The sequence below is a fragment of the Sedimentibacter sp. genome, assembly GCF_032080165.1.
Taxonomy (GTDB): domain Bacteria; phylum Bacillota; class Clostridia; order Tissierellales; family Sedimentibacteraceae; genus Sedimentibacter.
On sequence record NZ_DAMASY010000010.1, the window covers coordinates 45,646 to 60,948 of the forward strand.

The window sequence follows — 15,303 nt, forward strand, 5'->3', positions numbered from 1 at the left end:
TTGAAAACAAGTGGTATAGTATTTAGGTAGTATTATGTAATAAATTGGAGGATAATATAGAATAAATGGTATTTTCAAGTTTAGTTTTTTTATATTTGTTTTTCCCTATAAATTTATTTTTTTATTTTATGAGCAAAAATAATACCTATAAAAACATTGTTTTATTAGGTTTCTCTTTGTTTTTTTATGCCTGGGGTGAACCGTTTTTTATTTTCGCATTACTATTTAGCGGAATCGTCAATTATTCTTTTGCATTACTGATAGATAAGTATAAAGGTACATTTAAGAGTAAGCTTTTTTTGTATCTGGCCATAATAATTGATTTATCAATGATTGGTATATTTAAGTATTATAATTTCTTTGTCAGCAATATAAATTTTGTTTTAAATACAAATATAGGTTTCAGCTCTATCGGGTTGCCGATTGGTATATCCTTTTATACATTCCAAATAATTTCATATGTTATAGACGTATACAGAGGAGATGTGCCTGCTCAAAAGAAATTTTATAAGCTGCTTTTATATATGTCACTTTATCACCAACTGATTGCAGGACCGATAGTAAGATATATTGATGTGGCTAATGAAATAGATAACAGAGTTATAATTCCGAGTAATTTCAGTTATGGAATCAACAGATTTATAATCGGTTTATTAAAGAAGGTAATAATCGCGAATATGGCAGGGCAGGTCGCAACTGCGTTTTTGGACAGCAATTTAAATGAAATATCAGTTTTAGGCGCCTGGCTTGGAATAATAATGTATACGATTCAAATTTATTTTGATTTTTCCGGCTATTCGGATATGGCTATAGGACTCGGCAGAATGTTTGGTTTTACTTATAAAGAAAACTTTAATTATCCATATATTGCAAAAAGTGTACAAGATTTCTGGAGAAGATGGCATATTTCCTTAAGCTCGTTTTTCAGAGATTATGTCTATATTCCTCTTGGAGGTAACAGAAAAAACTTTGTTCGTAATGTTATGATAGTTTGGATGTTAACCGGATTATGGCATGGAGCAAGCTGGAACTTTATTATATGGGGCTTGTATTACGGCATTTTCTTATTGTTGGAAAGAAAAATTTTATCTAAAGTATTAGATAAAATTCCGTCTGTATTATCACATATTTATTTAATGCTTATAGTTATAATAGGCTGGGTATTTTTCTATTTTATTGATATTAAAGAAGGATTACAGTTTATCGGTATATTGTTTGGTTATGGTAATAATCCTTTATACGACATTAAATTTGAAGTTGAATTTTTCAATAATGTAATATTTTTAATATTTGCAGCTTTTTCAAGCACACCTGTGTTTAAGGTTATATATACAAAATTAAATGAACTAATAGTTATAAACAATTATAGACCGTCTAAATTGACAGTAGTAGTATTCAATGCTGTAATTTTAATCATTAGTACCATACTGTTAGTCGGACAAACTTATAATCCGTTTTTATACTTTAGATTTTAAGTGAGGCAGCAAGATGAATAAAAAAAATCAATTGTCGTTTTTAAACATCTTTATATTTATATCTTTAATTTATATAATTGCAATTTTGAACATGCTGACTCCTAAGAATAAAACAGTTTCAGAGGTTGAAAACAGATCTTTGACACAGAAACCTGTTTTTAGTGTGGAAAATATATTGTCCGGGAAATATTCCAGAGATTTTGAAAGTTTTTTTACCGACCATTTCTTTAACAGAGAAAAGTTAGTTAAGATAAGTAAAGAAATAACGTCTTTAAAAGGTGTAAAAAGGGAAGAAGAAGCATTTTTGGTTGATTTTGCCGGTCAAAATGTAGGAGGCAACGAAGACACTGAAGATAATAGTGAAAAAACCGAAGATAATAATACTGAGGGAAATACAAAAGGAAATCTGTTAATTTTAAATGATACCGTTATGGAATTGTATAAATTTAAAGAAGATAAAGCCAAGCTGTACGCAGACATGATTAATACGGTCAGCAGCAGTTTAGGCGAAGAAGTTCAAGTTTATTCTCTGTTGGCACCTATCCGGATAGAATTTTTAAATAACGAAAAATATAAGAATTTATCTGACTCACAGCATGATGCCATAGAGTTTGTCAATAATAATTTTTCAAAGAATATAGCTGCAGTTGATGCTTATACACCCATTAAGGAACATATTGATGAATATGTTTATTACAGAACAGATCATCACTGGACATCTCTTGGAGCATATTATGCATATACCGGTTTCGCCAAGCAAGCTGGACATGAAGTTGTATCTTTAGACAGCTATAAAGAAGGTGAGGCTCCGGGATTCCTCGGTCATATTTCAACGGTAAATCCGTCTGAAAAAGTAAACAATAATCCCGATAATGTAATTTATTACAATCCACCGGTTAAAACTGATATGAAAGTTTTTTATTATGACAAGGAAACAGGTGAAAAGAAATCATATAATGGTAAAGTAATCAATAAAACATATGTTGATTTAGATCAAAAATACGGTGTTTTTTTAGGCGGTGATTTTCCTCTCGGCGTTATCAAAACTAATGCGAAATCAGATAGAAAAATCATGGTTATAAAGGATTCCTACGGTAATGCTTTCATTCCGTTTTTAACGCCTCACTACAGGGAAATATACGTAGTTGACCCAAGACATTATAAAGAAAGTATAGTTGACTTAGTTAAGGATAATAATATTGGAGAAGTAATGTTTTTAAATTATATTCTGACAACAAACTTTGACAGCTTTATGAACAGTGTTTTGAATTTAGTAAAATAAAATTAAGATATCTCCCGCTGCCTATGGAAACGGGGGCTATTATTCATAATATCTTCATTATTATGTTTTATAATAAAGCAAAAGCCATTATTGTGAAAAGGAGTGGTATCGTGTTTAAATTTATTAAAAACTGGCTGGATAGGTTAGCTAAGGAGAATGAAAAAAGCTTTGGCAGCGGCAGGTTGGACTGTTGTGATTTAAACAAACCTAAAAATACACAAGATGTTAACAATGCAAATAAAAAGCCCTAAGTAATTTCTTGGAATTACTTAGGGTTTTTTGTAGGTAAAATTTTTATTTAATAATGTGGGACATGAGTTAATTTTACAAAATAATTGTGAAGAAATAATGAAGCATTGCAGTATACAAAAAGCTGTATCTACATAATATCTTCATAATCAACTAATATAATAAGCAAGAAATTAATATGATTAAACATGGTGATTAGGGAAAGTAGATTTTGTGGACCAGACAGAGAGGAGCCTATAGCTGAGAAGGCTCTATGTATAAGCTTAGTCGAAGTGCCCCTATGAATGTTAGGCCGAATAACAGTAGGCTGCTACGGGTCTCCCGTTATTGAGATACAACATGTTAGTGTTGGATATGAGATAGGCAAGATTATTATATTGTCTAAACAGAGTGGGACCGCGGAATTATACTTCTGCTTCTGAGTTTTCAGAGGCAGGAGTTTTTTGTTTTTCATATTATTAAGGAGGTGATTAAAAAATCAATAATCTTTTGCTATATAAAATAATAAATATAATAATAACAAATAAAAAATAATAAAAGGAGAATAAGATGAGTACAAATATTTCAGTTATAATTAATATAATATTAATGTCGGCAATTATTTTTGGCATTGCGTTTCTAAAGAAAAAGAGAGTTTCTTTTACAGTAAGGGTTCTTTTGTCAATGGCGCTGGGCATTGTTTTTGGTGCGGTATTGCAATTATATCATGGGGCATCATCCGAAGTAGTAAAACAATCAAATACATGGTTTTCAATTGTTGGAACAGGCTACGTAAGGTTATTGAGAATGATAGTTATACCACTTATATTCATATCTATAACTTCAGCGATTATAAACCAGAATTCTAAAAACTTAGGCAAAATGGCAACTCAAATTATTGCAATTTTACTAATAACAACGGCCATATCAGCCTTAGTAGGCGCAAGTACTGCAAATATGTTTAAGCTTAATGCCGAAGGCCTTGAAATAGGAGAAAAAGAACAAAAGGCTGTAGAGAATACAGAAATTCGTTTTGAAGATTTTAAATCGAGGCCGATACAGGATCAGATAGTAGAAATAATACCTACTAATCCGTTTTATTCAATGACAGGACAGGGAAGCTCTTCAACATTATCAGTAGTTGTTTTTGCAGCTTTTATCGGAATAGCGGCCATAGGTATAAGAAAATCCAAGCCGGAATCCGCACAAAGCTTTGCGAAATTTATTAATATGCTTCATGATGTGGTAATGCGTATGGTGACCATGATTTTGAGATTAACACCCTATGGAGTGTTGGCACTTATGACAAAAATGGTTTCAACAAGTAATTTTAATGAAATTTTAAAACTTATAAATTTTGTAATTGCTTCTTATGTGGCATTGGCAATAGTATTTATAATTCATTTATTGATAATAGCTATGTTTAAATTAAATCCGATAACTTATGTAATAAAAGCCGCAACACCATTGATGTTTGCTTTTACCTCGCGATCATCAGCAGGAACCCTGCCTCTTAATGTAGATGCACAGGTTGAAAAGTTAGGTGTATCTCAAGGGCATGCCAATTTAGCTGCTTCATTAGGAACAAGTATCGGACAAAACGGATGTGCAGGAGTTTACCCGGCTATGCTTGCTGTGATGATTGCACCAATGGTCGGAATTAATCCTTTGGCACCTGCTTTTTTAATTAAATTAATTATAGTAACCGCCTTATCATCATTTGGTATCGCCGGGGTAGGAGGCGGAGCAACCTTTGCTGCATTGACTGTTTTGTCAGCTATGGGCTTACCGGTTGGCTTGGCAGGACTGCTAATCGCGATAGAACCTCTTATTGATATGGCAAGAACTATGGTTAATGTTAGTGATTCAATGGTTGCAGGAATTGTCTCAAGTAAGCTTATGGGTGAATTAAATACTGATGTATATAACAGTAAAATTCAGTACTAAGAAAATGTATAATATCCACTTCCTATGAAGTTATTATTCATAGGAAGTTTTTTATTTTGCATTTAATTGCAGATAATATTTTGATTTTGGATAAAAACAGAAAAATTATATGAAAAGTATAAACAGTTAGAAAAATTAAAATCTGAAGAATTAATATTTTTAGCATTTCCCGTTATTGATATTAATTTTTTTTCGTGCTAAAATTATATGTATAAATTTTATTTAAGGGGAATTTATAATGAAAATTAAAATAATTACGGACTCATGTTGTGATTTATCCTATGATTATATTAAAGAAAATGATTTAGAAGTAATACCATTTCCATATTCAATTGACGGAAATGAATATGTAGACGATTTCGGAAAATCATTAAGCTATCAGGATTTTTATAATGAGCTTAGAAACGGACGTCTGCCTTCTACCTCTCAAATTACTGTATATACCTTTGAGAAGATATTTAAGCATTATGTTTTAGAAGGATATTCAGTGATATATTTAGGTTTTTCCTCAGAATTGAGCCAGACTTTTAATAATTCAATAACTGCACGAAATATTATTCAAGAAGAAATACCCGAAGCTGATATAACATTGATTGATACAAAGAGTGCATCTGTTGGTCTTGGTGCAATTGTATTTTATGCCAATGAGTTATTAAAGCAAGGTATGACAAAGAATGAAATAATAAATTGGGTTGAAGAAAATAAACTTAAGTCAAATCACTGGTTTATAATTGATAGCTTGGACCATCTGAAAAGAGGCGGAAGAATATCGGCAGCAAGTGCAGCCGTAGGAACGATATTGGATGTAAAACCTATTCTGAACCTTGATGATGAAGGTAAGTTAAGCGTTGTACAAAAAGTCAGAGGCAGAAAAAAATCAATAAAAGCTTTGCTGGAGGAGCTTCAACGCATAAAAGAACCACAGGAACAGGTTGTGTTCATAAATCATGGTGATTGCCTGAAGGAAGCGGAACAGCTAAGGGATTTAGTTTTAAAAGAAGTTAATGTTAAAGATGTTGTTATTAACTACGTTGGTCCAATAATCGGCTCTCATACGGGACCTAATATGATTTGTTTGGTTTTTATGGGTGAAAAAAGGTAAATACATAGGGGATTAAAAGAACTAATATCACAGGTTGCTGAAAACACCCGCCTTCCGGAGCCTTGCACCTATATTAAGGAGTACTAATATTAAGCTTAAATGTAATATCATTGAGCTTAATGAATATTATTGGAAAGGAGCTCAATATGATAACTGAATTTCAACGTATTATATCAAATTACAATAATATTGTTTTTTTTGGAGGAGCGGGAGTTTCAACAGAAAGTGGCATTCCCGATTTTAGAAGTGTCGATGGTTTATATAATGAAAAATATAAATATCCTCCGGAAACAATAATTTCACATAGTTTTTTTATGAGACAACCTAAAGAGTTTTACGATTTTTATTTAAACAAAATGATATTTTTGAACGCAAAACCAAATATGGCACATATTAAACTTGCGCAAATGGAATCAATGGGTAAACTTAAAGCTGTCATTACTCAAAACATTGATGGGTTACATCAAGCCGCCGGAAGTAAAAATGTTTTAGAATTACATGGATCGGTTCATAGAAATTATTGTATGAAATGCTGTAAGTTTTATAATGTAGATTACATCGTAAATAATGAAGATGTTCCTACGTGTACATGCAGCGGAATTATTAAGCCGGATGTAGTGTTGTACGAAGAAGGTCTGGATGAAGAAGTAATAGAAAAAGCTATAAGCTATATAAGAAGTGCAGATGTTCTTATTATCGGAGGAACATCACTTATTGTTTATCCTGCTGCCGGACTTATCAATTATTTCAACGGCAATAAATTAGTATTGGTTAATAAATCTTCCACATCAATGGACAGCAGAGCTGATTTGGTCATAAATGATAGCATTGGTAAGGTTTTTGAAAATATAAAGCTTTAGAAATGGAGTATAATTATGAACATAATAATCAGAGAAAGAGTTATTGATGATGTTAATGGGTTTTGTGAGTTCTTAAAAAAGTTAGAACGTGAAACTAAGTTTATATTTTTTGAATGCGGAGAAAGAAAAATAAATAAAAATATAGTAAAACAAAACATAGAAAAAATAATAAAAAATGGTGATATATGTTATGTTGCTGCAGATGACACTAAGATAATAGGTTATGTTATTGCAGTAAAAGGTCATTCATCAGGTAATCATCATATAGCAACAATTTTATCAGGCTTACTAAATGAATATAGTAATCAAGGAATTGGATATTCGTTATATCAAAATATTATTAAATGGGCAAATGAATGCAATATAAAGAAGCTTGAATTATCAGTAATTACTGATAATAAAATAGCGATCTATTTATATAGAAAATTTGGATTCGAGATTGAAGGAACAAGAAAAATGGCTGCATTAATTGACGGCAAATACTATGATGAATATTATATGGCGAAAATACTGTAAATGGTGGTGAGATGTAATGATTGATAATACAGAAAAAATCTTAAATTCATTAATTAAAAATATTTCTATTTTAAATGAAATACAATCAATAGGTATCAGCGGTAGTAAAACTTCATTGCCAAAAGCAGGTGAAGGTGATATTGATATTTTTATATATTGTGATAAAATACCCGGCACTGATAGCAGACAAGCTATATTAAATCAATTAGGAAACAATATAGAAGATGGAAAAGTAAATATTTTTGCCGGAGGTAATTGGGGAGTAGGAGACTTTTTGCTTATTAACGGAGTTGAAACCTGGTTAATGTATTTTACAGTAAGTGAAACATTAGCCAATGTAGAATCTACACTCAAAGGAGATTTACCTGACAAATTAGACAACTACTATTATCCAATCGGACGAAACGCAATGTTAAAAAACATTACAATTTTATATGATAAAACTAATTTTTTAAAGTCTATAAAAGAAAGATTAACTGATTACCCTGATGAATTATCAAATATTATTACTAAACGTAATATTGTTGAGCTTGATGATACCGAAGATTTGGAACGAGCAGTAAACAGAAAGGATGTACTTTTTTATCACTTTGCATTAGATATTGGAATTGATAATTTTTTACAAGCATTATTCGCGCTAAATAAAACATATTTTCCAAGCAGAAAAAGGACTGTTGATTTTATAGAAAATTTCAATACTAAACCGGAAAATTGCATTGAAAGGTTACTAAAGGTTATAAAGTTAGGTGGTTTCCCTGAAGGTTTAGATGAGTCCTATAAAATGTGGCGCGATTTATGTGATGAACTTAAAAATCTGACAAATTAATCATATACAGTTTACATAAAAAAGATAAATTTGAGCTCAAATTTATCTTTTTTATTGCGCTTAAAGTTATGCTACAATTCCTCTGTTGCTGTCGAAATTTTCGTATTCTTTATTATCCATAATTTTAATTATTCTTTCAACCATTTCATATACATCCTCAAAGGAAGTATAAAATGCAATCGGTGCAAGCCTGATGATATTAGGGAATCTGAAATCGGGGATTATTTTGTTTTCTTTCATAGCTTTTGTGATTCTTATTGCATCATCATGCTCTAAAGCGACGTGTCCGCCTCTTTTTTCATCAATTGTAGGATTGGAGCAGCTAAAACCGTATTTTTTTAATTTTATATCTATTAAATACATCAAATAAGCCGTTAACATTAAGGATTTTTTTCTTATATTATTGATTCCGGCTTCTTCAAACATTTTCAAGCTTCCTTCAATAGGAGCCATGCTTAGAATCGGCTGAGTTCCTGTTTGCCAGCCGCCTGCGTATTTCGCGTGTTCAAACTCTTGTTTTAAATCAAATTGAGTTTCCTTGTTATTGCCCTGCCATCCTGCAAGTCCGGGCTCTATGTCAAAATGCTTTCTATTGATATATAAACCGGCAATTGCTCCCGGTCCGCCGCTCAGATATTTATAAGTGCACCAAACGGCGAAGTCACAGTCAATATTTTTAAAATCGTGCGGTACGCTGCCGATTGAATGACATAAGTCAAAGCCGATATAAATTCCTTTTTCGTGAGCAGCCTTAGTCAGTTTTTTCATATCAATCAGCTGAGAGCTTCTGTACAATGCGGAAGGCAACAGAATTAAACATACATCATCTGTCATAGCTTCAATTATATCATCCTCATATATAAATTTATCATCCCTGCTTTTAACTACCTTTAAGCATTCGTCGGGGTTATAACCGTGAAGCTTAATCTGGCTGTAAACAGCATATTTATCCGTAGGGAAATTTATATCATCCAAGATTATTTTGTTTCTTTTTTCTGTAGGATGATAAAAGGTTGCAATCGCCTTGTGTATGTTTATTGTTGTACTTGCGCATACGGTAACTTCTTCCGCATCGGCATTAATTAAAGGAGCCATCATTGCACCAAGCCTGTCTTGATATAAAAAGTAATTTGCCTTCTGATCTGTCCAAATGTCAATCCCCAAGGCTTTCCAGTCTTCTAATGCCTTATAAACATATTTTTCAGCATCCTTTGAACACAATCCTAATGAGTTGCCGTCCATATAGATTACATCTTTTTGAATATAAAATCTTTCCTTAAACCTTTTGAGTTCATCATTGAAATCCATTTGTTTGGCAAAATCTAAACCATCATTGAAATTATACATAACGCACCACCCTTTTATATAACATTAAAATCAGTTTACAATGTTATACTAATAATATCAAGTAATTTAGAATAAGAAGGAAATATTGTTAATTTATATAAATCGTGTTAAACTAAAACAAGTAGTTTACAGGAGGTAAAAAATGTTAGAAGTTATTAAAAACAGACGGTCAACAAGAAAATTCAAGGATGAAAAATTACCAAAGGAAATTATAGTGGAAATACTCAAAGCAGGTTTGCTGGCACCTACATCTAAAAATAAAAAGCCTGTGGAATTTATAGTAGTAGAAGACAAAGAAACTATCAACAAATTAAAGGAATGCAAAAACAAAGGCGGAAATGGTCTTGATACGGCATCCTGCGCTATAGTTGTTGCATGTGATTGTGAGGAGAGCGATGTATGGGTGGAAGATGCATCCATAGCGGCTTCATATATGCAGCTGCAAGTAGAAAAACTTGGATTAGGTTCAGTCTGGATACAAATCAGAAAGAGATTTAATGATAACGGGGATGCTGAAAATCAAGTGCGAAACATTTTAAACATTCCTCATTATTACGGAATTGTATGCGTTCTGGCAGTCGGATACAAAGCTGAATATATCAGGAAATATGAAGACAACGAAATCGATGTTTCAAAGGTGCATTATGAAAAATTCTAATTTTATTAAGAACACTTTTATAGTACCGCATCCTCCCTTAATTATTCCGAAAATAGGGAGAGGACAGGAAATTAAAATTGAAAAAACAATAAAGGCATATGACGAGATAGCTAAAAAGATAGCTGAATTAAGACCGGATACAATTGTTGTGACTACGCCGCATTCAATCATGTACTCTGACTACATACATATATCGCCGGGAAAAGGTGCTAAAGGTGATTTCGGAGAATTTGGAGAGCCGGGTGTAAAATTTGAGGCAGATTATGATACCGAATTTGTCCATAAGCTATCAGAGCTTGCCGAACAAAAGGATATACCTGCGGGAACCTTAGGGGAAAGAAAAAAATCCTTAGATCACGGAACAATGATACCTTTATATTTTGTAAATAAGCATTATACCGACTATAAATTAGTACGTATTGGTATTTCAGGTCTGTCATTTATAGAACATTACAATTTCGGCAGGTGCATTGCCGGCGCAGCAGAAAAATTAAACAGGAAGGTTGTTTTTATTGCCAGCGGTGATTTGTCTCATATGCTTAAGGATGAAGGACCATATGGATATACGGATGAGGGTCCCGCATTTGATAAAGAAGTTACAGAAGCAATGAAAAGCGGCGATTTTATGAGTTTTCTCACCTTTAATGAAGAATTTTGCGAAGCTGCCGCCGAATGCGGACTTCGTTCCTTCATCATGATGGCAGGAGCTTTAGACGGTAAAGAAGTTTATTCGCAAGTTTTGTCATACGAAGGACCTTACGGTGTCGGATATGCTGTTGCATCCTTTGAAGTAACAGGAGAAAATGAAATGAGGTGCTTTGGCAGGCTTTATAAAATAGAAGAGGAAAATCGACTAAATCGGTTAAGGGAAAATGAAGACGAATATGTTCGTTTAGCAAGAAAGACGCTTGAAAGATATGTGCTTCACCATAATAAGATTGAAAAGTCGGATAATTTGCCTGCAGAAATGCTTAATAATAAAGCGGGTGTATTCGTTTCCTTGAAGATGAACGGACAGCTGAGAGGATGTATAGGAACCGTTTCCGCTGCAACTGAATGCATTGCAGATGAAATAATACAAAATGCCATCAGTGCGGGTCTGGAGGATCCTCGTTTTAATCCGGTTACTAAGAAAGATTTAAATAAAATCCAATATTCGGTTGATGTTTTAAAGGAAGCAGAGCCAATCGAATCTATAAGTGAGCTTGATATAAAAAAATACGGGGTAATAGTTAAAAACGGAAGAAGAAGCGGTTTGCTTTTACCTAATCTTGAAGGTATAGACACTCCTGAAGAGCAGGTAAGCATCGCTTTAAAAAAGGCAGGAATTGACCCGGATGAAAATTATAATATGGAAAGATTCGAAGTTGTAAGACATATTTGAAAAGTGCAGAGGTTATATGACCTCTTTTTTTTGTTAAAAAATGTTTAATAACTTTAATTAGGGTATAATAATATCATGTCAACAATTTTGAATTTTCGTCAGAAGGGAGATTTATATATGTCAGATTTATTTAGTTTAAAAGGTAAGGTTGCTCTTGTAACAGGAGCTTCATCAGGATTAGGTGTTCAATTTGCAACAGCACTTGCAAGAGATGGTGCAGATGTTGCTATAGTAGCAAGAAGAGTGGAAAGGCTGAATGATGTAAAGTCTGAGCTGGAGAAATTAGGAGTTAGGGCTCTGCCCGTTCAATGCGACGTAACGGATGTGGAGCAGGTGAAGAAGGCTGTGTCAGAGGTTAAGGAGCACTTTGGAAGAATTGATATACTTGTTAATAATGCCGGAGTAGGATTTGCAGAGCCTGCTGAACTGCAGACCGACGAACAATGGAATAAAATGATCGGTCTCAATCTGAACGCTGTATACTTTGTTGCAAGAGAAGTGGGAAAGGTAATGGTGGAGCAGAAATACGGCAAAATAATAAACATAGGTTCAATACACAGCACGGTTGCAATGAATTCTTTCCCGTTATCTGCATACATGACAGCAAAGGGCGGTGTTATGGCCATGAGCAAGGCTTTGGCAGTAGAGTGGGCTAAATACAACATTACAGTAAATACAATAGGACCTTCATATTTTGAGAGTGAGATGACATCGGCAATTGTATCCGACCCTTCATTCGAACCGGTATTAAAAGCTTATTGCCCGATGGGACGAGTAGGTAAAAGAGGAGAGCTTGACGGAGCAGTAGTGTACTTTGCTTCAGATGCCTCAAGCTTTACGACAGGACAATATCTTGCGGTAGATGGCGGCTGGACGGCTATTTAATATCATACAGAAGCACTTAAGCTTATATCTTAAGTGCTTTTTCACTCAATAGTTTTTCCTTATTAGGTCTTGTATCATCCGATAAAAAATCTGCCCAATCATAATCAAATTTATCAATATTTTCCTGCCAATACAGCAAACGGTCGTAATAATAATTTATTTTTTCCTTTACAGGTGTAGAATAGTTTATTTTTCCATGCTTTAAAACTATCGAAGTCAATTCATACATAGGTAATCCAATGGCATGCGTTTCAACATGTACGGTAGCTCCGGCATGACCTATCGCATGACACAAGGCGCCATATTCACTATCATCAATTTCTTTGGCAACTGCATGTGAATCTAAAATAGCTCGTTTTGCTGCAGCCATTTTAACTGTTCCTTTTGACCATAGATCACAAAGTTTCAAACAAGCTCTTGGTCTTTGCTCATCAGGATATTTTGATTCAAATTGATTAAGTGTCATTTTTGCACAATCTAATGCCAACATAACAAGAGTTCTGTGTCTTTGTAATTGAATTAATTTCAGCAGCTCTTGTAAGCATTGACTATCACGAGAAAACAATATTTTATTTCTTCTTTTAATTTTAATTTCAACATCAGAAAACATAATATCAGCACCTCCAAGCACATTTATTATTTAATTGTAGCGTATTTACACCTTAAAAGCAAATTATAGAGATTAAAACTGATAATTTAATGACATTAATAATATTTGTGCTATAATATATAGTATAAACAATAATCCATTAATGGAGAATATCTAATTAAGGAGAGTGTCATGTCATATTCAAGTGAGGACGCAGTTTTAGAATTAAAACAAGAATTGCGTTATCTAAAGCTACTGTCAAAACAATTCCCTACAATTGCTTCTGCATGTACAGAAATAATTAATTTACAGGCAATCTTAAATCTTCCTAAAAGCACTGAGCATTTTTTATCAGATATTCATGGAGAGTACGAATCATTTAACCATGTTCTGAGAAACGGCTCGGGAAATATAAAACGTAAAATTACTGAAGTTTTCGGAGATATAATGAGTGAAAAAGAAATTAAATCACTTGCAACGCTCATCTATTATCCGGAGCAAAAATTAGAAATCATTCATAAACAGGAAGAAAACATTGAGGAATGGTACAAGATTACTATTTACCGCCTTATTGAAGTCAGCAGAAAAGCAGCATTTAAATATACCAGGATGAAGGTAAGAAAGGCACTGCCTGCAGAATTTGCGTATATTATAGAAGAATTAATGCACAAGGGACCTGAAGAGTATGACAAGGAAGAATATTACAGCGAAATTATTAATTCAATTATAAGGGTTAGCAGAGCAGATGAATTTATAATTGCTATGTCAAAGCTTATTCAAAGATTGGTTATAGACAGATTACATATTGTAGGAGATATATTCGACAGAGGACCCGGTGCGGAAAAGGTAATGGAAACACTTTTGAATTATCATTCTGTGGATATTCAATGGGGAAATCATGATGTACTGTGGATGGCAGCTGCCGCCGGAAGCGAAGCAAGCATTGCCACCGCAATCAGAATTTGCACAAGATATGCAAATTTAGATACGATTGAGGATGGATACGGCATTAATATGCTGCCTCTTGCAACCTTTGCTTTAGAGTTTTACGGTGATGACGAGTGCGTTCAGTTTAAACCAAAATTAGAAAACGGCATAGTTTGTACCGACAATGATTTAAAACTTATATCTAAAATGCATAAGGCAATTTCTATTATACAATTTAAATTAGAAGGAGAAATTATTAAAAGAAGGATACACTTCTGCATGGAAGACAGGTTGTTACTTGAAAAAATTAACTATGATGAGGGTACAATTGAGTTAAATGGTAAGATATATGAGTTAAATGATAAGAATTTCCCGACTATTGATCCTATGAACCCATATCAATTGATTAAAGAGGAAAAGGAATTAATTGATAAGTTAAAGTTTTCATTTTTAAACAGTGAAAAACTTCAGAAGCATATCAGATTTTTATTATCAAACGGAAGTATGTATTTAAAATTTAATTCAAATCTTTTGTACCATGGATGCATCCCGGTTAATGAGGATGGAACATTCAAGAAAGTTAAAATCGGATCTTCAGGAAAATCATATAGCGGAAAAGCGTATTTTGACCGACTTGATACTTTGGTTAGGGAAGGATATTTCCATGAAAATAATCCTGAAGCAAAATTATATGGGATGGATATAACCTGGTACTTGTGGACCGGTCCTGATTCTCCATTGTTCGGCAAGGATAAAATGACTACTTTCGAAAGATATTTTATTGATGCTAAGGAAACTCATAAAGAAAAGAAAAGTCATTATTTCAAATTAGAAGACAGTGAGAAAATGTGCCGAATAATATTTGAAGAATTCGGATTGAATCCTGATACATCACATATTATAAACGGTCATGTGCCTGTAAGAAGCAAAAGTGGTGAAAGTCCTATAAAAGCAAACGGAAAGCTGATAGTTATAGATGGTGGCTTTTCAAAGGCTTATCAAGGTACAACGGGTATAGCGGGATACACATTGACATACAATTCTTACGGCTTGTTGTTGGTTTCTCATGATCCTTTTGAATCCACACAGAAAGCCATCGAAGAAGAAAAGGATATTCATTCAACAACAATGGTTCTTGAAAAAGAATTAGAAAGAAAAAGAGTAAGAGATACAGATAACGGTAAGGAAATAATTGAACAAATAAAAGATTTAGAAATGCTTTTAGACGCATATAGAATCGGTTTAATTAAAGAACAGTAAGTTATATTGATGCGAAA

The 15,303-nt window shown here is 33.1% G+C and carries 14 protein-coding genes; 12 read left to right on the top strand and 2 right to left on the bottom strand.

Annotation, left to right across the window (positions count from 1 at the left end; genetic code table 11):
- The first annotated feature begins 65 nt into the window (after window positions 1–65).
- From RT412_RS13180 to RT412_RS13215, 8 genes are all read left to right on the top strand, one after another.
- Complete coding sequence (locus RT412_RS13180; protein ID WP_313413301.1) at window positions 66–1,475, top strand: MBOAT family O-acyltransferase; 1,410 nt, start codon at window positions 66–68, stop codon at window positions 1,473–1,475.
- Between the two features lie 13 nt (window positions 1,476–1,488).
- Window positions 1,489–2,757, top strand: coding sequence for a DHHW family protein (locus RT412_RS13185; RefSeq protein ID WP_313344074.1), 1,269 nt, complete (start codon window positions 1,489–1,491; stop codon window positions 2,755–2,757).
- A gap of 110 nt (window positions 2,758–2,867) precedes the next feature.
- Window positions 2,868–3,008, top strand: coding sequence for an LDCC motif putative metal-binding protein (locus RT412_RS13190; protein WP_313344072.1), 141 nt, complete (start codon window positions 2,868–2,870; stop codon window positions 3,006–3,008).
- A 547-nt stretch (window positions 3,009–3,555) separates the two neighbouring features.
- Window positions 3,556–4,932 carry a cation:dicarboxylate symporter family transporter gene (locus RT412_RS13195; RefSeq protein ID WP_313344070.1) on the top strand — a complete coding sequence of 459 codons (1,377 nt, stop codon included), beginning with the start codon at window positions 3,556–3,558 and terminating at the stop codon, window positions 4,930–4,932.
- Between the two features lie 238 nt (window positions 4,933–5,170).
- On the top strand, window positions 5,171–6,034 hold the full coding sequence (locus RT412_RS13200) for a DegV family protein (protein ID WP_313344068.1): 864 nt from the start codon (window positions 5,171–5,173) through the stop codon (window positions 6,032–6,034).
- 146 nt (window positions 6,035–6,180) lie between these two features.
- Window positions 6,181–6,894, top strand: coding sequence for an NAD-dependent protein deacylase (locus RT412_RS13205; RefSeq protein ID WP_313344066.1), 714 nt, complete (start codon window positions 6,181–6,183; stop codon window positions 6,892–6,894).
- Between the two features lie 15 nt (window positions 6,895–6,909).
- The gene (locus RT412_RS13210; protein ID WP_313344063.1) at window positions 6,910–7,410 is read left to right on the top strand and encodes a GNAT family N-acetyltransferase; all 501 of its coding nucleotides are present in this window, start codon (window positions 6,910–6,912) and stop codon (window positions 7,408–7,410) included.
- Window positions 7,411–7,426: 16 nt separating this feature from the next.
- The gene (locus RT412_RS13215) at window positions 7,427–8,236 is read left to right on the top strand and encodes a DUF4037 domain-containing protein (protein WP_313344060.1); all 810 of its coding nucleotides are present in this window, start codon (window positions 7,427–7,429) and stop codon (window positions 8,234–8,236) included.
- A gap of 66 nt (window positions 8,237–8,302) precedes the next feature.
- On the opposite strand, the gene kynU is transcribed toward RT412_RS13215, so the two are convergent.
- Complete coding sequence (gene kynU / locus RT412_RS13220) at window positions 8,303–9,583, bottom strand: kynureninase (RefSeq protein WP_313344058.1); 1,281 nt, start codon at window positions 9,581–9,583, stop codon at window positions 8,303–8,305.
- A 142-nt stretch (window positions 9,584–9,725) separates the two neighbouring features.
- On the opposite strand from kynU, the gene RT412_RS13225 reads away from it, so the two are divergent.
- The 3 genes from RT412_RS13225 to RT412_RS13235 all read left to right on the top strand — a co-directional run bounded on the left by RT412_RS13225 (window position 9,726) and on the right by RT412_RS13235 (window position 12,510).
- Window positions 9,726–10,241, top strand: a complete 516-nt coding sequence (locus tag RT412_RS13225) for a nitroreductase family protein (protein ID WP_313344055.1) — start codon at window positions 9,726–9,728, stop codon at window positions 10,239–10,241.
- Window positions 10,228–11,625: an AmmeMemoRadiSam system protein A gene (gene amrA, locus RT412_RS13230; protein WP_313344052.1), complete on the top strand. Its 1,398-nt coding sequence runs from the start codon at window positions 10,228–10,230 to the stop codon at window positions 11,623–11,625. The genes RT412_RS13225 and amrA overlap by 14 nt, the downstream gene beginning before the upstream one ends.
- Before the next feature lie 117 nt (window positions 11,626–11,742).
- Window positions 11,743–12,510 (top strand): SDR family oxidoreductase, encoded by a 768-nt coding sequence (locus tag RT412_RS13235; RefSeq protein ID WP_313344050.1) that lies wholly within the window; start codon window positions 11,743–11,745, stop codon window positions 12,508–12,510.
- Window positions 12,511–12,532: 22 nt separating this feature from the next.
- Here RT412_RS13235 and RT412_RS13240 read toward each other — a convergent pair whose 3' ends face one another.
- On the bottom strand, window positions 12,533–13,120 hold the full coding sequence (locus RT412_RS13240) for a putative immunity protein (RefSeq protein WP_313344047.1): 588 nt from the start codon (window positions 13,118–13,120) through the stop codon (window positions 12,533–12,535).
- Window positions 13,121–13,291: 171 nt separating this feature from the next.
- Between RT412_RS13240 and RT412_RS13245 the strand changes: the two genes are divergently transcribed.
- Window positions 13,292–15,286, top strand: a complete 1,995-nt coding sequence (locus tag RT412_RS13245; protein WP_313344045.1) for a fructose-1,6-bisphosphatase — start codon at window positions 13,292–13,294, stop codon at window positions 15,284–15,286.
- Window positions 15,287–15,303 lie beyond the last annotated feature (17 nt).